The sequence below is a fragment of the Desulfovibrio sp. JC022 genome (genome assembly GCF_010470665.1).
Classification (GTDB): Bacteria; Desulfobacterota; Desulfovibrionia; order Desulfovibrionales; family Desulfovibrionaceae; genus Maridesulfovibrio.
Map to the genome: position 1 here is coordinate 230,086 of NZ_VOPZ01000003.1, position 23,769 is coordinate 253,854.

At 48.7% G+C, this 23,769-nt stretch carries 19 protein-coding genes and 1 riboswitch; of the genes, 13 read left to right on the top strand and 6 right to left on the bottom strand.

What is annotated here, in order from left to right:
- Positions 1-136 precede the first annotated feature (136 nt).
- A complete protein-coding gene (locus tag FMS18_RS06240) occupies positions 137-3,238 on the top strand; it encodes a pentapeptide repeat-containing protein (protein ID WP_163292886.1) in 3,102 nt (1,033 codons plus the stop codon).
- 109 nt (positions 3,239-3,347) lie between these two features.
- Here the strand turns inward: FMS18_RS06240 and FMS18_RS20975 are convergent, their stop codons facing one another.
- From FMS18_RS20975 to FMS18_RS06260, 4 genes are read right to left on the bottom strand one after another with little or no spacing between them, the layout of a single operon-like run.
- Complete coding sequence (locus FMS18_RS20975; protein ID WP_163292887.1) at positions 3,348-3,641, bottom strand: ErpA-related iron-sulfur cluster insertion protein; 294 nt, start codon at positions 3,639-3,641, stop codon at positions 3,348-3,350.
- Between the two features lie 25 nt (positions 3,642-3,666).
- A complete protein-coding gene (locus FMS18_RS06250; protein ID WP_163292888.1) occupies positions 3,667-4,194 on the bottom strand; it encodes a C-GCAxxG-C-C family protein in 528 nt (175 codons plus the stop codon).
- Positions 4,195-4,219: 25 nt separating this feature from the next.
- Positions 4,220-5,113, bottom strand: a complete 894-nt coding sequence (locus tag FMS18_RS06255; protein WP_163292889.1) for a glycyl-radical enzyme activating protein — start codon at positions 5,111-5,113, stop codon at positions 4,220-4,222.
- Positions 5,114-5,168: 55 nt separating this feature from the next.
- Positions 5,169-7,622, bottom strand: coding sequence for a glycyl radical protein (locus tag FMS18_RS06260; protein WP_163292890.1), 2,454 nt, complete (start codon positions 7,620-7,622; stop codon positions 5,169-5,171).
- 333 nt (positions 7,623-7,955) lie between these two features.
- On the opposite strand from FMS18_RS06260, the gene FMS18_RS06265 reads away from it, so the two are divergent.
- Positions 7,956-9,452, top strand: a complete 1,497-nt coding sequence (locus FMS18_RS06265) for a sigma-54-dependent Fis family transcriptional regulator (protein ID WP_163292891.1) — start codon at positions 7,956-7,958, stop codon at positions 9,450-9,452.
- Positions 9,453-9,540: 88 nt separating this feature from the next.
- Here the strand turns inward: FMS18_RS06265 and FMS18_RS06270 are convergent, their stop codons facing one another.
- Together FMS18_RS06270 and FMS18_RS06275 are read right to left on the bottom strand one after the other, a co-directional pair.
- Entirely contained in the window at positions 9,541-10,275 is a 735-nt protein-coding gene (locus FMS18_RS06270; RefSeq protein WP_163292892.1) for a sulfite exporter TauE/SafE family protein, read from the bottom strand.
- A 6-nt stretch (positions 10,276-10,281) separates the two neighbouring features.
- Complete coding sequence (locus tag FMS18_RS06275; RefSeq protein ID WP_163292893.1) at positions 10,282-10,842, bottom strand: DUF4125 family protein; 561 nt, start codon at positions 10,840-10,842, stop codon at positions 10,282-10,284.
- A 649-nt stretch (positions 10,843-11,491) separates the two neighbouring features.
- Here FMS18_RS06275 and FMS18_RS06280 point away from each other — a divergent pair.
- The 11 genes from FMS18_RS06280 to FMS18_RS06330 all read left to right on the top strand — a co-directional run bounded on the left by FMS18_RS06280 (position 11,492) and on the right by FMS18_RS06330 (position 23,736).
- The gene (locus tag FMS18_RS06280) at positions 11,492-12,997 is read left to right on the top strand and encodes an APC family permease (RefSeq protein ID WP_163292894.1); all 1,506 of its coding nucleotides are present in this window, start codon (positions 11,492-11,494) and stop codon (positions 12,995-12,997) included.
- A gap of 222 nt (positions 12,998-13,219) precedes the next feature.
- Positions 13,220-13,630, top strand: a complete 411-nt coding sequence (locus FMS18_RS06285) for a PPC domain-containing DNA-binding protein (RefSeq protein ID WP_163292895.1) — start codon at positions 13,220-13,222, stop codon at positions 13,628-13,630.
- Positions 13,631-13,635: 5 nt separating this feature from the next.
- Complete coding sequence (locus FMS18_RS06290) at positions 13,636-14,226, top strand: ECF transporter S component (protein ID WP_163292896.1); 591 nt, start codon at positions 13,636-13,638, stop codon at positions 14,224-14,226.
- A gap of 27 nt (positions 14,227-14,253) precedes the next feature.
- Entirely contained in the window at positions 14,254-15,051 is a 798-nt protein-coding gene (locus FMS18_RS06295) for an energy-coupling factor transporter transmembrane protein EcfT (RefSeq protein ID WP_163292897.1), read from the top strand.
- On the top strand, positions 15,038-15,904 hold the full coding sequence (locus FMS18_RS06300; protein WP_163292898.1) for an energy-coupling factor ABC transporter ATP-binding protein: 867 nt from the start codon (positions 15,038-15,040) through the stop codon (positions 15,902-15,904). Before FMS18_RS06295 ends, FMS18_RS06300 begins: the two co-directional genes overlap by 14 nt.
- Complete coding sequence (locus FMS18_RS06305; protein WP_163292899.1) at positions 15,894-16,691, top strand: energy-coupling factor ABC transporter ATP-binding protein; 798 nt, start codon at positions 15,894-15,896, stop codon at positions 16,689-16,691. The genes FMS18_RS06300 and FMS18_RS06305 overlap by 11 nt, the downstream gene beginning before the upstream one ends.
- Positions 16,692-16,734: 43 nt before the next feature.
- Positions 16,735-17,199: a Cys-tRNA(Pro) deacylase gene (gene ybaK, locus FMS18_RS06310; protein WP_163292900.1), complete on the top strand. Its 465-nt coding sequence runs from the start codon at positions 16,735-16,737 to the stop codon at positions 17,197-17,199.
- Positions 17,200-17,394: 195 nt separating this feature from the next.
- Positions 17,395-18,123 (top strand): sulfite exporter TauE/SafE family protein, encoded by a 729-nt coding sequence (locus FMS18_RS06315; protein WP_163292901.1) that lies wholly within the window; start codon positions 17,395-17,397, stop codon positions 18,121-18,123.
- A 13-nt stretch (positions 18,124-18,136) separates the two neighbouring features.
- Positions 18,137-18,547, top strand: a complete 411-nt coding sequence (locus FMS18_RS06320) for a MarR family transcriptional regulator (protein WP_163292902.1) — start codon at positions 18,137-18,139, stop codon at positions 18,545-18,547.
- A gap of 246 nt (positions 18,548-18,793) precedes the next feature.
- Positions 18,794-21,028, top strand: a complete 2,235-nt coding sequence (locus FMS18_RS06325) for a methyl-accepting chemotaxis protein (RefSeq protein ID WP_163292903.1) — start codon at positions 18,794-18,796, stop codon at positions 21,026-21,028.
- 265 nt (positions 21,029-21,293) lie between these two features.
- Positions 21,294-21,452, top strand: a riboswitch (cobalamin riboswitch).
- A 223-nt stretch (positions 21,453-21,675) separates the two neighbouring features.
- A complete protein-coding gene (locus tag FMS18_RS06330; protein WP_163292904.1) occupies positions 21,676-23,736 on the top strand; it encodes a ribonucleoside triphosphate reductase in 2,061 nt (686 codons plus the stop codon).
- Positions 23,737-23,769 lie beyond the last annotated feature (33 nt).

Consider the following 23,769-nt stretch of genomic DNA (forward strand, 5'->3'; position numbering starts at 1 on the left):
GGGGAGTTGTCACTTAGTGTAGTTTTGCAACTGGAGAGCTAATCCTTACTTGCGTTTTTTATGTAGGTTTTGTTATTTGATATTTGGTGTTGAGTATCCATTTGGTGATTAAGTCCTTAAACTATTGGGATGAGATATGGTTTTAGTGAGTGATGGGAAGATTCTAGCGTGTCGCCCTCGTTCTTTACGTAGTCGAGCAGGTGAGCAGTTTCTGTCTTCTTTGAAAAAGAGTGTGATTGATATTGCCGCTGCTACAGCAAGTTTGAGTCCCAAAGACATAAAAGATGCAATCAGCGGAATGTACTCAAATGTTGTTGCTGTTAATTTAGAGGAGGCGGTTTGGCTTCTTTTTAACAGGTCTTTAGCCAAGACTGTTAACGATATCTTTTCTGATATTGTTCAGAGGTCAGAGAAGATGAGTCATATTGTTGTTGATGCAGAATTCATTGCAGATATTTTGATTCAACTCGAAGTGGATTCTTTTGAGGTTGACCCTGAGTTTGTAGATAACCTTGGCAGTACTCCTTGGGTTATTTTGAGTGCCGGAAAGATAGTTGAATGGGCACGTGAGCATGGTTGTTCGAAAGAAAATTCGTCTTGGCTGAAATCTGCAATATGTAATCTCATGCCTAAGCATATGCGCAATGAGTTACTTGTAAATAAAGATGATTATACGATTATACATAGAGAAACCATTTTTGATGCAGCTGTAAAACGTTCTCTGGACTGGAATGCCTATCATTCATCAATAAGACTTGAGGTTAGTGCACCTATATTTGATACCGCAGTACCTTTGAAAAACATTTATGTTTTTCCCCGTGCCAGTTCTTACTGGGTGACCAAGAATTTTCATCCTGCCGGACAGCCAAGTTCGTTGCTGTCAGCTGAGAAGTTTAGGGTGATGAGGGAATCATTTAAAAGAAGTGAATGTTTAGATTTGCATAAATCATTGCACGAGTGGTTGGATATTTTGCCCAATTTAGGAAACTACCAAGACCGGATGCGTATTGTGTGCGGTTCTCCGGGGTGTGGTAAATCTTCTTTTGCCACAGTTTTTGCTAATGAGGTGATCGATAGGGGGGGGCGCGTCCTATTGGTTAGACTTGGGCGAATAGGACATTTTGATGAAACGAAGAGTCTAGAAGATGTGTTGACACATTACTTTGTTAACAGACTTAAAGTCTTCAGGCAGTCCCCTTTTTTAGGGTATAACTCTTCGTGCCAATTAACGCTCATTCTTGATGGACTTGATGAACTTGCTGGTCCGATGGAGCAAGGTAAGGATGCGTCTCATTCATTTATTAAGGCAGCATTAAATATGCTGCAAGATCATAGCTATGGAGGGAATGATTTAGCAATAATTTTAACAGGTAGGAAGTTGTTGTTTCCTGTTTATGAGGCAGTCGGAGGATATAAATTGCCTTCTCTGTTGATGCAGCCTTTTGTGATAGATGAAGAAGATCGCGATTCTTTTTATCATGTAACTCAGCATCAGATTATTGATAGTTTTTCGGAAAATGAGTTTAAAAGATGGTTGGATTTTTTGCGGTATAAAAGGCTGATTGAAACCCCTGATGACTTTGAGCCATATTACCCTCCAGAAAAGGAAGATGATTTTTGGCTGGATAAATTTACGGAACTCGGACTTGGTGACCTGTATGAAGAACTTCTTACGCAAAGCCTGCTGGTCAGGCGAGATGACCGTGATTTATGGTGGAAGAAGTGGGGACAGCTACATAATCTGACAATTGAGGGTACCCCCAGTGAGATTACGGGTAATCCAGAACTAAATTTGATCACTTCTGAACCGTTGCTGAACTTTCTTGCTGCGCAACTAGTTGATGACGGAACTGTTGAGATTGGAGATGATTTTACCGCAAACCTTCTCTACGAAAAAGTACTGGGTAAAATTTTTGAAAGGGAAGACGATAAATCACATTTTTTCTTTGATCGACTTCAGTTAGATAAGGACAGTTTCTTTAAACTTCTTGAACAGATTGCAGCAACTGGATGGCGCCATGGCAATGAAAAACGCGTTGCGCGTAAGTTGCTAACTACAAAACTTTCCAAGCTTGTGGGTAGGCTGGCGGAAGAAGATGCAGGAATTACCCGTCTGCTTTTGTTGTTTTATTTTTCTTCGTCCTACCATGAAGATGAGGAATGTATTGAATTTACCCACAGAACTTTTGCTGAATACCTTCTTGCTCGTGCTTTTGCCCGGGAGGCCAAAGACATCCATCACAGGTATCACAAAAGATGGGAAAACGGTGAAAAGGATGTTGGGCTAACGACTCTACTGGAATGGACAGAATTTTGTGGAGGCGGCGAGCTTTCCTTTAAAATTCACACATTGCTCGTTGAGGAAATCTCCAGACTTGGTGATCGGGATTTTGTGGCAGAGATTCAGGAGACATTAAGGACAGTTTTTGAACTAGCCTTAAATGATGGTTTTCCAGTTCACCTGCAAACGGCTAAAGATCCTGTTCAGTCAGAGGTATGTTTCCGTCCCAGTAACCTGTCTTTTAAAGAGATGGAATATAGAAGTGAATGCGCAGAGATTAATTTGTTAGGGGTGCTAAATGCTTGCGCACGCTATACTGGCAAGAGGTATGAAGTTTCTTTTGGCAGTGGATTGGACAGTTCGGCTAACTGGATGCGAAAGCATGCGGGGCTCGTTTCAGTTGGAAATGATGGGGAAATGGGTGTTACTGTCGGAGGATCAGTTCAATCTAATAGAATTCTCGGGCGTTGTTGTTCGCACATGAATTTAATGGAACAGAATTTTACTGCCCAAGATTTTTGTTTCATGGATTTAAACAACTGTTCATTTGTCCGTTCAGAGTTAAGTCTGGCTCAATTGCGCGGGGCTTCTATGGAAGGGGCAGATCTTAGATCTGTTTCTATGGAGGGGGGGAATGGTCATCAGTTGATCTGTGCTGGAGCAGACCTGACGGATGCTGTCATGACAGAGTGCTATCTGTTTGACGCAAATTTTGATGCTGCTGTATGCGTGAATGCAAATCTTAGCGGTTCTGCATTAGCTGGAGCTTCGTTTAGAGGCGCGAATTTAGCTGGGACCAAATTTCGTTACGCCGATTTGGATTATGTCGATTTTTCCGGTGCAACACTAACTAATGCTGTGTTTACTGGAGCAAGCTATGAAAATGCTATTTTTGATGATGATCATTTAGATGATGTGATTTTTGAAGATGATGAAGAGGGTGACAATTTAGAATAATTTAAGATTTGAGCGGAAAGCATGAAAAATCCCCCCGCAAGGGAGGTTGCAGGGGGATTAAGTCGCGAAAGTGATTTTCGCGAAAGGGGTATATGGTTCTGTCAAGGAGTTATGCGCTGAGCGCAGTGAGTACAACTTCCTTGTTCTCGCTGAAAGTGAGGGAAAAATCTTTACCGTATTTGGTGAGGAAGTCTTCTTCGGCGATGAAGGGAACATCGCTGACTTCAACCTGTACATCATCATCTTCATCCGCTTCGTCAATGCCCAGACCGAGCACTATTTTAGCGTGTCAGCCGCCGCCTACTTTGTATTCTCTCAGGCGAACGCAGCTTTCCTCATCTTCGTCTTCAAGCATGTTCCGAAGCTTTTCAAGCATCTCTTCGGGAACGGTAACATTAAACATATTCTCTCTCCATTTATGTTTTTGTTTATATCAAAGCGGTATGGGCCGCTGTTGATTCTTTAATGAATGGGGTGGAGCCTTGTTTTTTCTGCTGCTCCACAGTTTCCGGGTTAAGGAGTAAGCGGGTACAGATGGCTGCTGCGGACTCTACGTAATCAAGGCAGATGCCTTTTGATTCGGCTTCGTGGTCGCGGTCCCGGCTCAAGGTCCGGCAGCAGACTGCTCCGTGTTTTGCCAGAAAGCGGTCATGCAGCTCTTTTGAAAGTTTGCGCACCTGATCCTCGTCAGCGGGGAGTGGGCCTTTTTCGAGGATCAGGGACAAACCCATTACCGCGCCGGACAGGGCACCGCAGACACAGCCCGCGTCACCTATGCCGCCGCAGAAACCTTTGCTAAGCGCAATCGTTAAGTTTTTATTCAGTCCTCCGCTGAATTCGCGATTGATGGTCCAGAGCACGGCCTCCGAACAGCACATGGCATCGCTGCCGTACAGTTCCTTAGCCTCGCGCCCGGTGGATTCGCAGATCAGCTTTTGGGTAAGTGAACATTTCATTTTACATTGCGCCCTTAAAAAATGATTAGATGATCTCGGTTTTCAAGCCGTGGTCGGCAAAGTGTTTGAAAACCACATCCAACTGTTCCGGGGTGTATTCCCGGTCCATTTTATATTCCCAGCCCAGCGCGGCGTACTTGTTGCGCCCAAAGGCATGGCAGGGCATTACTTCTACTTTCTCGCGTCCATGCTCTTTCAGGAATTCAGCCATGGCGGCGATGTTTTCTTCGGAATCGTTCATGCCGGGCATGAGCGGCATGCGTACCCGCACTTCTTTATCAGATGAAAGGGCCGCGCTCAGGTTGCGTAGGATGATTGCGTTATCCACCCCGGTCAGCTTTTTATGCTCTTCCGGGTCCATGTGCTTACAGTCGAACAGGAACAGATCAGCAAGCTTGATAGTTTTGTCGAAACGTTCTTCCGGGCAGTAGCCGCAGGTATCTACGGTTACGTGGTAACCTTCATTTACCGCAGCTTCGACCATATCAAGAAAGAATTGCCCGCCGGATGTCGGTTCGCCGCCGCCGAAAGTGACACCGCCGCCGGAGTTGTCGTAGAAAAGCGAGTCCTTGCGGACTTCTTTCATCACTTCCTCAACGGTCATGGTTTTGCCGGAAATTTCACGTGCCTTGCCTGCGCATTTTTCAGTACATGCACCGCAGTTGGTACATTTTTCGGTATCGCACCCGAATTTGCCGTCGATCTCGATAACGGCATCGCTGGAACAGACTTCGGAGCAGGTTCCGCATGCGGTGCACAGCTCAGTAAAGCACATCAGCTGCGGTTTAATCTGCTGCGATTCCGGGTTGCTGCACCACAGACAGGTCAGCGGGCAGCCTTTCAAAAATACGGTTGTACGCAGTCCCGGTCCGTCATGAAGCGACATACGCTGAATATTATAAATCATGCCTTGTGACATAGTAGCTCCGAAAGAGGAGAGAGCGCGAAGCACTCTCTCCTTTAATACTATTTAATTAACAACGACCTGCGTCGTATTCGGTACGTTTGATGATTTCGTTCTGCACGCCGCAATCGAGGCGGGTGAAGTAGGCACTGAAACCTGCAACACGGACGATGAGATCGGAGTAATCCTGCGGGTTCTGCTGCGCATCTTTGAGAGTGTCGGAGCTTACGCAGTTGAACTGGATGTGGGAGCCGCCGAAATCGCAGTAGGTCTTGATCAGGGAGATCAGGGTTTTTGCGCCCTGAGGGCCTTCCAGTACGGAGGGTGAGAACTTCACGTTGAAGTGGTTCGCGCCGTAACGGACGGTGTCGATTGCTTCTGCACCGGACTTGATCAGCGCGGTGATACCTTCCTTATCAGTACCGGGCATTGCGGAAACACTACCGTCGGTGAGGGCCACGCCAGCTTTGCGGCCGTTAGGCAATGCGCCCATGAGTCCGCCGAAGTAGTTGTGGTAGGACAGGGAGTAAGCATCAAGCGGGGTGCGCTGTCCGAAGCAGTCCGGTCCCTGAGAGTGGTGGATTTCATCCACATCACGGTAGAAACGTTTAACGATGGACTGAACTTCTTCTACATCGTTACCGTGTTTGGGAGCGTCGTAACACATCTGGCGGAGTTCTTCGTAACCTTCGAAGTTGGCTTTGAGTGCTTCAAGCAGCTCTTCCATGGTGACTGCTTTGGTATCGAAGACAAGGTGCTTGATAGCCAGAATGGAGTTGGCAGCATCGATACCTGCGGTCATGATCGGGTTGACCTGCGGGTAGCGGGTTCCGCCTGCTTCTTCGCACATGCCTTTTTCAATGCAGCCGTCGTACATGGCGGAGCGGAATACGCTCGGTACAACCTGAAGACGTGCCATCTGGCTGAGGTCGGAGTGGGCGCGGGAGATGCGGAACAGATTGTCCAGCTGGCCCTTTACTGCTTCGTAGAGGTCATCAAAAGTTTCAAAAGTGGTGGGGTCACCGGTTTCCGCGCCGACCTTTTTCTTGGTTACCGGGCATTTGCCGTTGTTGAGGACCAGTTCCACAACTTTTGCGAGGCAGGGCTGGTCTTCCTGAGTGATGAAGCTGCCTTTGCCGCAGACACCGGTGGATACGCAGCCGTAGTTACCGCAGTTACGGGCATCTTCAAGGGTAATGCCGTCGGGGTACTGCGCAAAACGGGCGAGGGTCCGCTGGATAACAGCGTTGTTGTTCAGAATCTGGGGCTGGCCTGAGCCGCCGCGCACGCATTCAACAACTTTCTGCATGTAGGAGTCTTTGAGCTTCGGATGATAAAGCAGGGTCAGGGTGGGCTGGATGCTCTTCATCTGAACCTGAGTTTCGAGCATGAGCTCTTCCAGTTCGGTGGAAGCATCATCGCCGTTTGCATCCACACCGCCGATGGTCATGGACTGTCCGGTGTGGCCGGAAAGGGTCAGCGCGTAGGAGTTACCCTGATATTCACCAAGTTCGAGGTGGCGAATCCACTGGAACTTGAGCATGGTCAGGACCTGCTCGCGGGTCAGGTTGCCTTCATCAATGTCTTTTTTGAAGAAGGGGTACATGTACTGGCCGTAACGTCCGGGGGAGACAGCGCAGGCCATCTGTTCGGTAGCCACGCAGAGGTGGGTGAACCAGAAGGACTGGATCGCTTCACGGAAGTTGCGGGCCGGATGTTCGGGCACGCGTCGGCAGACTTCTGCGATTTCCAGCAGTTCTGCTTTTACTTTGGGATCGGACTCTTCTGCTGCGGTCTGCTCTGCAAGGTCAGCGTAACGGTGGGAGTGCTTGATTACTGCGTCAAAGGTGATCAGCATGGAGCGGTAGAGATCGATTTTGTCTCTGTTTGCAAGGGTGTTGGGGCACTCGGTAAGACGGGTTCTTACGTCATCAATGAGGTGGCGCAGACCTTTGTTCAGCACCATGCCGTAGTCGGCGATACCGGAACCGGAAGCAACGGAAACGTTCTCGTAGTACATGCCGGCTTTGGCGTACTTCTTGGCACTTTCACCGAACTTTTCTTTGTACATTTTGTTGTTCTGGTCGATGCAGGTGCGGCCTTTCCAGAGTTTGTAGGTCCTTTCCAGAAGTTCCTGAGTTTCGGCGGGGATTTTCATCTCGCCGAGGGAGGCCATTTTGGCCATCTGCATTTCTTCTTTGATCCAGGATACGTTCCATTCTGGGTAGGCGTATACACCGGCGCGGACACCTGTAAGGGTACCTACGATGGGGTTGCCGTCGAGAAAAATTTTCTTCTGGGTCAGGACGCGTTCCAGAACTTTAGCGCGGATATATACTACAGGTTCACCCTGATGTTTTTCATAAACTTCGTTCAGGAACTTGAGACGCTCAGGGTCCATGACCTGCGGAGCGTTCATGAGAAAATCTTTGAGTTCCTTGGCGCGGTCTTCAGCTGTATCCCAGTTAATGCCGTAACCTTGGGCAGTCTGGGTCTCTTCTTTTGCAGACAGGGTTGTATTCATTTCCATCTCCTGTGATTGTGCTATTGTTTTTGGTATTTTAGGTAGATTGAAAGTGTTAAGCGTTCGCTTGTTAATTTCGTCACTAGCACGGGCTGTGCCAGAGACGTTTTTCGAGGGTAAAAAACATTGTAAACCTCTTTAATAAAAGTGTTTAATTGTGCACAATCTTTAGTATTTGTGGATGGAGGTGTAAAAAGTAAAAAGAAAGAAATTTTTCTTTTTCGAAGAAAATTTTAGTTTGCTAAAAAATATTTTTTTATTTATCGACCCAATCAGCAGCCGGATGTTCAAATTGGTTTTGGGCTTTCCGGGAAAAGAGAGAGGTTGTGAAAAATGTATTTTAGCAAGGACAAGTTTTTTAATGTCAGTCGTCGTAATGTGCTGACTCCCGAAATGATTGCCATCTGGGATGATCTGGGGGTGGGCGTGGCTGTGGTGGATGCTGAAGGATACTGCGAGTATATGAATCCCATCCAGCGCAGGGCGGACGGTTTTACCCGTATTCACGTTGAAGGCCAGCATATCACCAAGCTGTATGTGCCCCACGAGCTGGACTGTATTCCCACTGTAGAATGTCTGCGTTTGAGCGAGCCTATCCTCAAGAAAAGCTATCTTTACAAGACGACTAATAATTATCTTGCCGGGACTGTTTCCGATTTTTTCCCGCTTTACAATCAAGGGCGCAAGGACGGGGTTATCGCTTTTACTCTCTGGACCGGATCGGTGCCTTTGGGTGATCCCAAGAGAAAGGCCCGTAAATCAGCTTCCCGCAACAATTCTTCCTACTACACCTTTGAATCCCTTGTGGGGGAGGATGAATCCCTGCGCGAGGTGCTGGGTGAAGCCCGCACTGCCGCTAAATCTTCATCGCACGTCATGATCTGGGGGGAGAGCGGAACAGGTAAGGAGGTCTTTGCACAGGCCATTCACATGGAAAGCGAGCGCAAGGATAAACCTTTCATTGCCGAGAACTGTGCGGCCATCCCGGAGAATCTGCTGGAAGCCATACTTTTCGGTACTTCCAAAGGAGCCTACACCGATGCCCCGGACAAGCCCGGCCTGTTCGAAGAGGCTGATGGCGGTACCCTGCTGCTGGATGAACTTAATTCCATGCCTCTGGGCTTGCAGGCCAAGTTACTGCGTGTGTTGCAGGAAAAGCGGGTTCGCCGTCTCGGTTCGCAAAAAGAAATTCCTGTGGATGTGCGGGTGGTCAGCATTCTTAACGAAGCTCCTCTCAATGCCGTGAGTCAAGGCATCCTGCGTAGCGACCTTTTTTATCGTCTTGCCGTGGTCGGTTTGGCTGTTCCACCTTTGCGTGAACGAAAGAAGGATATCTCGGTGCTGGCCCGGACTTTTATTGAACGCTCGGAGCAGAAAAGCGGGCTTGGTCTGATCGGGGTTGAACCGGATGTTGTGCAGATGTTTTTTGATTACGACTGGCCTGGAAACGTGCGTGAGCTTCTGCACGTAATTGAGGGCAGCATGGCCCTTCTTGGGGATAGTTCTTCAATCAGCAGGGAAAATTTGCCCCGGCATTTCAGGGAAGCCAGCGAGAGCAGTTTTATCTCGCCTGTTTTCGCGCCTACTCCTACACCCGCGCCGCAAGCGGATGACTCTTTGCTCGGGAAAAACTTTTTTGATTACAGTCTGGTGCGGCGCAATGGTGTGGTGCCGCTTAAAAGTTGCGTGCAGAAGTATGAAACCGAATGTATCCGCAATGTGTTGCGTCTTACCGGAGGCAACGTCGCCAAGGCCGCCCGCATTATGCAGATTACCGGGGCTGGGCTGCGCTATAAGATTCAGCAGCTTGGAATCGAGGACGATTATTAAGCCTTCGGCGACCCTGCCGGGGGCCTTAAACCCTTTTTGAAAAAAGGGTTTAAGAATCCCAAAAACTTTTATTAGGGCTTCGCCATTCTTACATAAAAGATCGTACTAAACAGACTACTCCGGCCAGTGCTATTACGGTCATGAGAAGTTTGCGGAACAGGTCCTGATTGATGTGTTTGATTACCGGGAAAGAGAGCAGGGTTCCGATGAGCGTGGCCGGAACACCGTAGATGGCGTAATCGATCACTGTGGGGGTGATCAGTCCGGCCCCGGCTTGCAGAATGCAGGTGAAGGTGGCGCGGATAACGAAAAATACGCCGAGAGTTCCGAGGAACACCCGTGGCTGCCAGCCCACGTAAAGGCCGTAGGCCCCGATGGGCGGTCCGTCAAAGGATATAGCTGTGCCGAGCAGGCTGGCTCCGAATCCGGCGGCACTGCCCCGCGACCATGATTCCGGGTGCGTTTTTTCGACCTTGAAGGTCAGCTGCCAGTATACGTAATAGATGAGCAGCGCACCCACGGCTCCTTGCAGGATGGTGCTGGAGACAAAGGTCAGGATATAAAGTCCGGCAAAGGCTCCGGGCACTGATCCGACCAAGAGCGGCTTGAGTGCTGGAAAACGGCAATGGCGGAAATGCATGAGTGCGATACTGCCGTCCATTATGACGTTCAGCAGGCAGGCAAGGGGAACCAGTTCCTGCATGGGAATAAACATGGCCGCTGCCGGAACAGCGACCATGGCCCCGCCGATACCGCTGACCCCGGATACAAATCCGCCGATCAGCCAGAGCAGGAATACAAGGGTGTGGGGTGAATCAAACATGAAATTCTACTTTGTGGAGTTGGTTAGTGATTCTTCGCAATGGGCGAGGGATTTGTAGCCCAGCTTGCGCATGAGTATTTCGTATCTTTCGCGCACCAGATTGCCGCATTCCTGCTGCGTTTTGCGGGCGTAGGCAAGGTAAATGTCCAAGGTTTTTGGGGAATAGGTTTGTAGTTCACTTCCGAGATAGAGACAGAAAGACTGGTGTCCGTCAGGCTGTACTGAACGCGGAAATTGGGCGGCAACTTCTTTGCGCCATTCGCTTTCCATGTGCACTATTTCGCTGATGGCCGGGGAATTGCTCTGCACCGGGATGAGTCCTTCCATGAGTGCGTATTTTTCGGTCATGAGATTGCGCTTGTCGCTGGCAGATTTCTCTAGATCGGCGAGGTAGGATTCAAGGTATTCTTCCGGTAGGACGGAATGGGTCATGTACCGCATGATGCGGAAAGAGTCCGGGCGTTCCTGACAAAGAGAGGTTCCACCGCGGTTCTTGACTGCAAGGAACATATCCAGTTCCAATCCGATAATCTGTTCAATTAATTGTGTGCGTTTTTCTTCGGCCATGGGAGTCTCCTTAATGAAAAAAGTAACGAGCTTCTGGTTTGCAAACCCGGTGCCTTATACTGCTTTTTAAGCGATAAAAGTTCACGTTTTTAGTTATGTTCCTGAATTGATTGTGTAAGTCTATACTGGAGTCCTTGTGAGTGAGTAGTCGGTAGCCTCGGGGGGTAGGGAGTATGGAAGAAAGTAAATTTTAGCAAAAGAAAGAAAACTTTCGAAAAATAATAAAATTTTAAAGTACGCTTATTGGCACTGGTGATGGTTTAAAATTTTTAGTTAGTTATTTCTAGGCATTAAGGTGATGGTGAAGAATTTCACGAATTGGCACTCTGTTTGCTAAAATGGTGAAGCAGCTTTTGGTAGGGCTGCTGAATCAGGTAGATTGAAAGTGTATAGATAATCGTTCGCTCTTTGCAAAGAAGAGGAGGCCATGCCGCTTAAGCGGGAATCATGGCGAAATGTGTCCGGTCAAGTTCGTCGTCCATAAAATGAATCTTTATTTGTTTGATGGGCGGGGCACTAGTTCGCAGATCGGCACACGGCAGAAGGCAGTTGCCGGACAATGTCCGAGGAGGAACAGCTGCCGGGGTTGGACACCTTGAGGTTCAGGGGACGTCTGTCGTGAACTCATAAAAAACAAAGAGATAATCTGATGGCACAAGAACAACTGGAATTAGAAAAATCAATGTCGCCCGCACAGGTGTGGGCTCTGGCGCTCGGTTCAATCGTAGGTTGGGGATGTTTTGTTCTCCCCGGTGATATGTTTCTGCCGCAAGCCGGGGTCATGGGCACCCTTATCGGCTTCGGTGTAGGCGCATTCCTTATTTGTTTTGTAGCAGTCTGCTACAGTTACATGATCAAGTACGCCCCTGTTGCTGGCGGCGCGTTTGCATATGCTTATGTCGGCTTTGGACCGACTGCGGCTTTTGTCTGCGGGTGGGCACTCGTGCTCGGGTACATAGCCATCATCGGCATCGACGTTGCCGCGCTGGCACTAATTTTCCGTTTCCTATTTCCGGGAGTCTTTGAATTCGGTCCTTTGTATTCCATTGCCGGCTGGCAGGTATACACTGGTGAGGTCATCCTGATGACTACCGCAACCCTGCTTTTCGGCTGGATGAACTATCGTGGGAACAGCTTTGCGGGTAAGTTGCAGGTTGCACTGGCTTTCCTGCTGACTGTCGGTATTGTTTCCCTGTTTACGGGATCTGCGTCGCTTGAAACAGCTGAACTGGGCAACCTGCTTCCGCTTTTCGCTGAGCACCGTTCTGAACTTTCCTGCGTACTGATTATTTTTGCCATTTCCCCCTTTCTCTTTGTCGGTTTTGATACTGTTCCGCAGGCGGCAGAGGAATTTACCTTTGATCCCGCTCGGGCGCGTAACATTATGATCATCGCCATCCTTTGCGGTGTGGTTCTTTACTCTCTGGTCACTCTGGCTGTCGGTATTGCCATTCCTTATCCTGAAATGCTGGCTAAAATGGACGCCATGCGCGCAACCGGCGGTACTGCATGGGCAACCGGTGAAGTCGCAGCCATGGCTTTCGGTAAGCTTGGTGCGGTTGTTCTGGCCTGCGCAGTCATGGGCGCGGTCTGCACCGGTATTAACGGTTTCTACATTGCTACTTCACGTCTGCTGCTGAGTATGGCTCGCGGTCGCATCCTGCCTGCATGGTTCGGTGATATTCATCCCAAGTACCGCACACCTCACAAAGCCCTTCTGTTCACCATGGCTATCGTCCTGCTTACTCCCTTTGCCGGACGTTCCGTTGTGGTTTGGATCGTGGACATGAGTTCCGTGGGTACCGGTATCGGTTACCTTTTCTCCTGCCTTGCTGCCCGCCGTGTTCTGCTCGGTTCTGAGGGCGTCTCCGACCGTCTGGTGAAGCAATTCTGCTGCATCATGGGTATTCTTGCTTCTGTTATGTCCATTGTGCTTCTGCTTGTTCCCGGTTCGCCGGCCTACATTAGTGAAGCATCCCGCTGGTGCATGGTTACCTGGGTCGTCATGGGCGTGTTCTTTTACTTCTCCAGCAGAGGTGAATGGGCTAAACTTCCTGAAGCAACCCTGCGTAGAAGCATTCTCGGCAGGGACGATATTCCGGTTTTCTTTAAAAGCCGCGAACCTAAAGGACAGCCTCAGACTGTTTCTGAATAGTTAATATATATTCCAGACAGGATCTGCTTTCTGTCGTACTGATATAAATGTCCCCGTCAGCATTGCTGTCGGGGACTTCTTGTGTGCGGAGGGATTTATAGCTTTCATAAATGCGAGTGGGGATGATCTATCTCGAATACCGATTGGATGTATTATAAATATTGATGTATTTGTAACTCCTTTAAAGGAAAGGTCAATCTTAAACAGGAATGGGGTGATTGCATGGAACCATTAGCCGTCAGGTTCAAACCGGGGCAGGATATCCTGCTTGAACTGGAGCGAATTGCGCAGGAACGGGAAATTGAAGCAGCCTGCGTGCTGACCTGCGTGGGCAGTCTCACTCTGGCAGTGCTCCGTTTTGCCAATCAGGAAGAGCCAACTGAGCTTAACGGTCATTTTGAGATAGTTTCCCTGACCGGAGTTCTTTCCTGCCATGGTTCCCATTTTCATATCGCCATTTCGGACCAAGAAGGAAAGACCACAGGTGCGCATCTGCTCCCCGGAAGCAAAGTCTACACAACCGCTGAAATTGTGTTGGCTGTTTTGCCCCGGCATTCTTTTCTCAGAACGTTTGACCCGCAGACAGGTTATCCGGAGCTTGAAATTAAATATCTAACCAGCGACGAGGAGTGAGTGGGATGGGTGTAACAGAAAAGTTTAAAAAGGATTTCAATACATTTACATGGGTGCTGATTTCAGTTGCCATTGTTCTTAACATTGCGGTGGGGCAACTTGTTTCCCTGCTTAAACTGCCAATTTTTCTGGATTCCATCGGTACCGTGTTGGTCGGTGTTCTTGCCGGACCGTGGGCCGGTGGTATTGCCGGGTTGCTCACAAATCTTATCTGGGGCGTAATCTCTTCTCCTGTGGCCGCAGCCTTTGCTCCCGTAGCCATGGTTATCGGTATTGTTGCCGGATTGTGCGCAAAGTTCGGGATGTTCAAGAACTGGTGGACCGCCATTCTTGCCGGTTTGATAATCACAGTTTTTAACTCCGTGGTCGCAGTGCCCATCAGGCTGTACATGTTCGGTGGTATCACCGGAAGCGGTGCTGATTTTGCCATGGCTTATCTGCTTGCGCTCGGTAAGGATCTGTTCGGTTCGGTGGTGGTTACTGTGTTTACAGCCAATGTTATTGATAAGGTTGCCACTGCGGTGCTGGTCTGGGCTATTATCAAGGGACTCCCGGAGAAGGCTTCTGCCCGTTTTCCCCGTTTGGTCCGTGCTTAAGCGTGCTTAAAATAGCGGGATATTTCATTGCAAAGAGCTGACCTTTCCTTGTTTATCAAGGGAGAATCGTGTCTCCATTCCGTTCACCCCCTCAGTAAGCTTACTTATGTCCTGCTGACGGGGGTGACGGTTTATTGTGCGCCCGGAGGATATCTGCCTGCCGCAATCCTGTTGGGGGTTAATCTTCTTCTGGCAGCAATCTCCGGTATTCTTTTGCAGGTCTGGAAGTTTTCATGGCGAACCCTGTTGCCCCTTGCCCTGTTTATGATTCCTATTCATGGCTTTTTGAACCCGGACAATCATACTCTTCTGACCAGTTATCACGGGGTGGGGCTGTATTTGGAAGGGCTGGTGTTTGCGGGAAGGGTGCTTCTGCAATTGGCAGCTGTTTTGTGCATTTCGCTGATTTTTGTTTTTACAACCCATCCGGCTGACCTCATTACGTCTTTGACTCAGGCCGGACTTTCTGCTTCTTTTGCCTATATTTTGGGTAGCCCTCTGCTGCTTCTTCCGGCCATGCGGGAAAGAGCTAAAACCATTCAGGATGCGCAACGGGCCAGGGGACTTGGCTCGGACGGCGGGGTCATAAAAAGGATTCGTTCCATGGCTCCACTCATTTCCCCTTTGATACTTGGAGCTTTTGCAGAAATTGAGCAGCGGGCTATTGCTCTGGAATTACGTGGATTCAATTCTGCCCGTACCAAAACTTCCTTGCGGGTTGTACCGGACAGCGCAACACAGCGCGCAGTCCGTAAGCTGATGCTCTTGGTCTGCCTCCTGCTTTTTATCTATAAAATAGTACCTTACCAATATGTCTCTTATTGAAATTGAGAAATTTTCATACCGTTATGGCGCGTCTTCCCAGCTGGTCCTGAACAAACTTAACCTGCGAATTGCCGGAGGGGAATTTGTAGCTGTGATCGGGGCCAATAATAGCGGCAAATCAACTCTCTGCAACGTACTGACCGGGGCGGTCCCTCAACTCTATCACGGTCTGCACGAGGGGCGTGTTCGGATTTGCGGTAAAGATACGGCTGAAATTCCGGCTTCAGAGCTTGCCGGATCAGTGGCGTTTGTCATGCAAAATCCAAAACAGCAGTTGTCCGGCATCCGCTTTACTGTGGCTGAGGAAGTGGCCTTCAGTCTTGAAAATATGGGCTTGCCACGGGAAAATATCCGGCAACATGTGGATAAGGCCCTTGCATTGACCGGTATGTTGTCTTTTGCGGATCGTTCCCCGCATCATCTTTCAGGCGGGCAGTTGCAGAAAGTGACTTTAGCCGCCGCTCTGGCTTGTGATACCCGGATCATTGTACTTGATGAGCCGACCACATTTCTTGATCCTCTGGCGGCAAAGCAGGTCTTTGAAATTTTGTTTCGCTTGCGGCAGAGCGGTAAAACAGTTGTGCTTGCAGAGCAACGTCTGGAGAATATAGCGCTTTGTGCAGACCGGGTAATTGCCTTGCATGAAGGTGAAATTGTTTTGGACGGTTTGCCAAACGAAGTTCTTGCTTCCCCTCTGCTTAAAGATATCGGGCTTGATGTGACCCGGTTCAGCAAGGTTGCTGAGCTTGCAAAGGTTGCCGGATGCTGGCGCGAGGAGCAGGAATTGGCGACAACTTTTGACGGTGTGCTGGAAGGTCTGATTTTCCCTGCGGGGGGATTTCATGGGAATTAAGGTTGATAATTTGTTTTTCAGTTATGAGGCCGGGGAAGAAGTCCTAAAGGGAATTTCTTTTGAGTTTGCTGAGGGTGAGATAGTGGCTTTGCTCGGTCATAACGGGTCGGGAAAAAGTACACTTGTTAAGCATTTTAACGGTCTTTTGTGTCCTTTGCGCGGTTGGGTGAAAGTTAACGGCGTTCTTAGTACCGATAAAAAAATATCAGAGCTGGCCGGCATGGTTTCCATGTTATTTCAAAATCCTGATGATCAGATATGCAAATCCTCGGTTTGGGATGAAGTTGCTTTCGGTCCTGATAATCTCGGATATGAACATGGTCGTATCAGCGAGTTGGCTAAATATTATTTGTCCGTTTTTGGGCTTTTGGAATTTAAGAAACGCAATCCTTACGATCTCGGGCTGAGCGAACGAAAGCGGCTGGCTATTGCTTCAACTTTGGCAATGGATACCGGAATTATTGTTCTTGATGAGCCTACCGCCGGGCTTGATCCACGAGAAATTAATATGCTGGAAAGTGAGCTGGAAAAGCTTCGCTCAGCAGGTAGAACCGTAGTTCTGATTAGTCATGATATGGATTTTGTGGCTGAAAATTGTTCACGGGCGGTCTGTTTACAAAATGGAATTAAGCAGTTTGACGGATTGATCGGGGATCTTTTTGAAAATAGTGGCCTTCTTGAGCAATGCGGCTTGCTTGCGCCGCAGATTGTGCAGCTTGGTTATTATTACGGCTTACAATTGGATGAGATAAGTCCGCAGGGATTCGTTAATAAAATGCTTAACTGAGCAGAGTTGCCAAGTCTCCCCACTCTTGTGTAAAAAGCCTCCCATGACACCTGCAATCAATATAGCCAAGAAAAAGAAGATTAAATTCAAGGTCCATGAATATGAACATGATCCTTCTGCCGAGGCATACGGTAAGGAGGCGGCAGAGAAACTGGGCGTTGACCCGGAGCGTGTTTTTAAAACTCTGGTAGCCGGGAGCGGGCGGGATCTCTTCGTTGCCGTGGTTCCGGTAATGAAGATGCTGGACCTCAAACAGCTTGCCAAGGCGGTTAAGGTTAAGAAGATAGCCATGGCTGACGTAAAGCTGGTAGAACGTACCACCGGATACGTGGTCGGCGGGGTCAGCCCGCTGGGTCAGAAAAAACTGCTGCCTACAGTTATTGATGCTTCCGCAGATAATTTTGAGACTATTTATGTCAGCGGCGGGAAGCGCGGATTGGATATTGAATTGAGTCCGCAGGATTTAGCCACGCTGCTTCGTGGCTCTTTCGCGGAAATTGCTAGATAGAATGTTTGTCATTTGCGGAATTTAGTTGCAGCATTTTCCCATAATATAGTTTGTTCAAAGGCCCGGCGATTGATTTCGTCGGGCTTTTTTTACTGTTTTTATTTTGTTTCACATATAGTTTGACAGTCAAATTAAATTTACATTAGAAGTTTTGAAAATCAATTAATTTGAAAGTCAAATAATATGGAGTTCAAAATGAATTTTGATTCAATCTTTCTGGTGGCCATACAGTCCAGTCTGTTTCTGGGGCTTATCCACGGGATCAATCCCTGCGGCCATTCGTGGCTGGTGCTGGCCCCGTTTGTTTATGGAGAGAAGGATGGCAAGCGGGTTTTTTCACTGACCAGCGCGTTTATTCTGGGAACGACTCTGGCCTGTCTGATAATCGGGCTGACACTCGGGTCTATTTCCTTGACCATCCCGGATTCGCTTACTTACGTGGTGGATATCATTACCATGGGTATTCTGGTACTTCTGGGTGGCATCCTGATTATGAAGCCTGAGTTATTGCACAATCATGAACATTCTCACGACCACGACCACCATCACGACCATGAGCATAGCCATGAGCATAGCCATGAGCACAGTCGTGGGTGTTCATGCAGTCACGGGAAATCCACTCTACGCAGCGTGACTTTCTGGGGGCTGTTCTCCATCGGGTTTGTGAACATGATTGTGCCTTGCCCCACAGTGGCGATCATGTATAAATACGCCCTTGATTCTGGAAGTGTGTTTAAGGGTACTGCGGTTTTCGCCAGCTATGCCTTCGGGACCGGAGTAGCCCTTGCGTCGGTGATTTATGCCATTTACAGGGCAGCATCGTTAGTGCGAGCCCTTGAGCAGGATTGGGTGGAGCCGCTGGTCATGCGTACCGCCGGGGTGATGACTATAGGTTTTGCAATTTACAGTTATACAAATTTATAAAGTGGAGGTCCTTGTGCTGGATAAGCTCAACCATGCGGTGATCGAATTCTATGAAAAGCTTTCCTCATGGGAACATGACGTGGTCCGTGAAAAAGGTTTGACCCTGCCGCAGATGCACACTCTTGAAGTGTTGGGCATTCATAAAGATATGCGCATGAAAGAGTTGGCTCAGTGCATGGGTATCACCACCGGAACCCTGACCGTATTGGTGGATCGCCTTGAGGATAAGGCTTTCGTCTGCCGCAAACCGCACCAGACCGACCGCCGCTCAATAATCGTAGGCCTTACCGAGACCGGAAATGAGATGTTTAAGGAGCATGACCGTCTCCATCTGCGACTCATTGAAGAGATCACCGCAGAATTTTCTGACGATGAGCGGGATATGCTTCTTTCTTTTATTAAGAAGATGAATGGGGCGTTTTAGCTCAAATCAAGTTACGAACATTTTAAGAACATCTGTGGAAAACTTTTGTTCACTATAATATTTACCCCGCAATTTTAATAATTGTGGGGTTTTTTCTTAAAATAAACTAGATTATTTGATTTTCCATTCGATTTTAGTTGAAAAGCATTCTCATTTTCACTATGTCTGCTGAGTGCTTTTGGTTGATGTCAATTATATTTGTTAAATGAAAATGAGAGTCGTTTTTATATAAAGGAGAGGTTGGGAATGAAGTATACATTTAAATTATCGCATAAAATTGTAGCAGGTATGCTGGTTTTCCTGTTTTGCGCGTTGTGTCTGGGCGGCGTTTCAATTTTTACCTTGCGGGAGTTGACTGAGAAAATGGAGTCCCGAAACAGCCTTGATGAAATTATCAGCATCGGGGTGGAAGCTCAGTCGGAAGCACTTGATTGGTTGACCCATCGTGAGGAGCTGTCCATGGAAAATCAGGGGGAAGAGCCTGAGGTTCTAAAAGCTTACGCAAAGATGACTAGAGGCATGAATGAAAGAGTGGATGCATTGGCAGGTTCGGGTGTGGATGGGCAGATGGTTGCTTCTCTTGCCGGGTTGAAAAGTTCGTTTAATAATTTTGATAGTGGTTTTAAAACATTTCAGGGTCAGTTCAATGATGGGGTCGGGTATGTCAAAAGACTGCGCGAGATCTCGGTGGAAATCCTCGGTCAGGCCCTGTCTCTCCAGAAAAGCATTGCCCGTACTGCGAGAAAACAGGCTAAGAAGATTGCTGTCCTTCAAGAGCAGGCTCTTACTCCGCAGGCGGGGCAGAATAATGGTGAACTTGTCCGTGCTCTGGCTGTCTCCATGGCAGGTCTTAATGAGCTTACTGCCAAACGGCAGACCGCAGCGATTCTACTCAACAAACCACTCGGTTTTCAGGAGATGGCTAAAGACTTCATTCTTTATAAGGATGCTTCCAGCGGATCAGGATTGATCATTGATATTGAAAAATTGATGGGCATTGACCCTGATTCCAGCATGGGTGCTTCATACCCGCAGTTCAAACCTTTATTCCCCAAAGGACGGGAGGCTAAGCTTTTTAAAAAGATAGTATCACTGACCGGGGAGTATCTGGATGTTTTCAAGGCTTACTATACTACCAGCCTTGCCATGAAAAAATCCATGCAGTCCATGGAAGAGGCTCGTGAAAAGCTTGTGGGGCTGGAGCATTCCATCCGTACAGAACAGGTTGAAAGCTATAATCTGCTTCAGCAGCGGGCCGTCTACGTTGTTACTGTTCTGGGTGGGGTTGTGGTTTTGATCGGGCTGTTGCTTATCCTGCTTAGCCGGATGATGATTATTAAACCGTTACGTCGTATTATTGGTGAAATTTCTGCGACAAGTCGTAATCTTGCTGCCGGAGAAGGTGACCTTACTCATCGTATTGAGCAGAATGGGAATGGTGAGCTTGGGGATCTTGCCGGGGCGTATAACGGACTGATGCACGTGATTGAAAAAGATAAGAGAAAAGTTGAAGAGGCTACTGCTGTTGCTGAACGCGAGGCCAGTTCAGCACGTGAGGCTCTTGCCGGGTTGAGCGAGGCCCAGAAGGAAGCTGAAAACGCTCGCAGACAGGGCGTGCTTGAAGTGGTCCGCAATCTGGAGCAGATTGTCAACGGGCTGTCTGTTGCTTCAGATGAAATCAGCAATCATGTTGCGGATTCCAGCAGAAGGGCACGGGAGCAGCAGTCTAATCTTTCCGAATCCACTACCGCTCTTGATCAGATGACCTGTTCCATTCAGGACGTGGCCCGCAGTTGCTCTGATGCCGTTGTGGGCGCGGGGGAAGCCATGAGTACCGCCAATAGGGGTGCGGAAATGACCGGGGAAGCGATTAATTCCATTTTCAGTGTCAAGGAGCAGAGTGACCGGTTGAAGGATAGTCTTAACCAGATGAATGTCAGGGTTGAAGATATTGGCCGGATCATGTCTGTGGTCAGTGATATTGCGGATCAGACAAATTTGCTGGCCCTTAATGCGGCTATTGAGGCTGCCCGTGCCGGGGATGCCGGGCGCGGCTTTGCAGTGGTAGCCGATGAAGTACGAAAATTGGCAGAAAAGACCATGGACGCCACCAAGGATGTGGGCCTCGTGGTTGAGGCTATTCAGGAAAGTTCCCACGCCAATGTGCAGAGCATGGAAGAGGCTGCGACGTCTGTGCTGGACAGTACCCGGTTGGCGGAACAGGCCGGGGATGCTCTTGAGGAGATTGTCAGCCTCGTGAATGGGGTTACCGGACAGGTCCGGAATATTTCTGCTGCTGCGGAAGAACAGTCCGTGTCATCGGACCAGATTAATTCTTCATCCAGGAATATTAACCAGATGGCAGAATTGACCACCAAATCCATGGAAAAATCCAACGATTCAGCAAAGGATCTTTCTATTCTAGCTATGGAGTTGCGTTCATTGATTGACGGATTGCGCGAAGAGTCCCGAGCTTCTTGATCTTTATCTCAGATAAAAAGTGTTTTTGTTTTCAGGTTAAAAATAATTTCAGCCGGACTAATTCGTCCGGCTGAAATTATTCGAAAACGGCTAAAGGATTTTGTCTCTAAATCAGGGCCTTAAGATGTTTTGAACACCAAACGAACAATTGTGGAAAACTGCTGTTCAACACGAGTTATGCCAAGCACCCCAAGGGCTGACAGGGTGTTGTATAAGAAAAAGTCTAGAGAGTCTTGACCGTATTTTCTAGTCTGTTAGACTGCTTTCAGTCGTCAGCACTTCAGGAATCCGTTTCTGCTTTCTGAGCATCAAAAACGGACCAGTCGGGAACCCGGTTTGAATCCGGGGCGGTTCTGCCGCTGTCAGGGAAGCATTTTTGTGCGTATCCCGAGCCAGCACTCCGACCTGAAGCATTGCCTGTCCTTTATGGCAGGTCGAATCAAACCGACCGAAAGTTTGTTTCTGACATTCTTCCGGTTTCAAAAGTCCTGCGGGATGAGCCTTCCGGGCCCCTGCACCTAATGCACACCACCATAAGACACGGCTGAGCCGTGGGCTTGCAATCTGGGGAGGTTGCTTCCTTTTCTGCGTTCTTTTTTCGGCGTGGACGGTGATGTGTGCGGACAAATTTTTAATCAGGTAATTAAATGCCCAAACAAATTCTCAAACGTGACGGTTGTCTCGAATCATGGTCCACTGAGCGTATCTCAGAAGCAATTTTTAAAGCTCTCAAAGCCAGCGGAATCAAAGATCCTCTGCTGAGTAAGCGTCTCGGACGTAAAGTTGAGCATAAGCTCGCTGAAGTCGATGTGCCCGAACAGGAAATGGTTCAGGATATGGTTCAGCTGGTTCTCATGGAGAACCGTCTTTACTCTGTTGCCGAACGTTATATAATTTACCGCGAAAAACGTCGCGAACTGCGCCGCCAGGATGAAACTTACCTCGATATCGCCGGAACCATTGAAAGTTACCTTGACCGTTCCGACTGGCGTGTAAATGAAAATTCCAACATGGGCCATTCCTTTCAGGGACTGATGCTGCACATGTCCGGAGCTGTTCAGGCCCGTTACTGCCTTGAAAAATATCCCGAAGAAATCAGGCTGGCCCACGAGCACGGCTATTTCCATATTCATGACCTTTCCTTCGGCCTTGCCGGATACTGCGCCGGTTGGTCCCTGCGTGATCTGCTGCTGGACGGTTTCGGTCTCAAGGGCCGTTGTTCTTCCGGTCCGGCACGTCATTTTGATTCCGTAACCGGACAGATGGTCAACTTCCTCGGCACTCTTCAGAACGAATGGGCCGGTGCGCAGGCTTTCAACAACGTTGATACCTACCTCGCTCCCTTCATCCGTCACGACGGTCTGGATTATGACCGTGTGAAGCAGATTGTGCAGAAATTGATCTTCAACCTGAACACCACCTCCCGTTGGGGCGGACAGAGTCCGTTCACCAACTTCACCTTTGATATGGTTCCGCCTAAGCATATTGCTACCGAACCCGTTATCATCGGCGGAGAATTTCAGGACACCACTTACGGTGAGTACCAAGAAGAAATGGAGATGATCAACCGCGCCTTTGTTGAAGTCATGCTTGAAGGTGACTCCGATGGCCGCATCTTTTCTTTCCCCATTCCTACATATAACGTTACCCCGGATTTTCCGTGGGAAAGTGAAGTGGGCGAGCTGCTCTTGCAGATGACCGCCAAATACGGCGCGCCTTATTTCCAGAACTTTATCAACTCCGACCTCAATCCCGAGGACGTGCGTTCCATGTGCTGCCGTTTGCAGATGGACCTGCGTGAGATCCGCAAGAAAACCGGTGGTTTGTTCGGTGCCGGGGACCTGACCGGTTCCATCGGTGTTGTTACCTTGAACCTGCCCAAACTGGCTTACCTCGCACAGGGTGAGGAAGATTTCCTCGACCTGATCACCGAGTACGCGACTCAGGCCAAGGACTCCCTTGAGTACAAGCGCAAGCTGGTTTCCGCCAACTTTGAGAGCGGCATGTTCCCCTTCTCCCAGCGCTACTTGAAGAACGGCTTCAAAGGCCACTTCTCCACCATCGGACTCATCGGCGGTAACGAAGCCTGCCATAACCTGCTGGGCAAAGGTATTGATACCCCTTCCGGTTCACGTCTCATGCAGAGGGTTCTGCATCACCTGCGCGACCTGACCGTGGAATTTCAGGAAGAAACCGGAAACCTCTTCAACCTTGAAGCTACTCCGGGTGAAGGTACCTGCTACCGTCTGGCTAAGATCGATAAGAATCTTTATGCCGATATTTACACTTCCGGTGAAGGTACCCCGTACTACACCAACTCCACCTTGTTGCCGGTTGGTTCTACCGAGGACGTTGTCTACGCCCTTGAACACCAGAACGATTTGCAGACCCTGTACAATGGCGGAACAGTATTCCATTCCTTCCTCGGTGAGGCTATTCCCGATACCACCGCGCTCAAGAACTTCATCATTAAAGCCATGACTAATACCAAGATTCCTTACATCTCGGTAACTCCGACCTTTTCGGTCTGCGAAGATCACGGCTATCTTTACGGTGAGCATTTTGAATGCCCTGAATGCGGTAAGGATGCCGAGGTATATACCCGCATTGTGGGTTACTACCGTCCGGTAAACCGCTGGAACAAGGGTAAGCAGGAAGAGTACCGCGAAAGAACTGAGTACAGCTACAATTCATGCACTTGCGGCTAGTTTTGTTCAGCAACATAGACTGAAATATAAAGT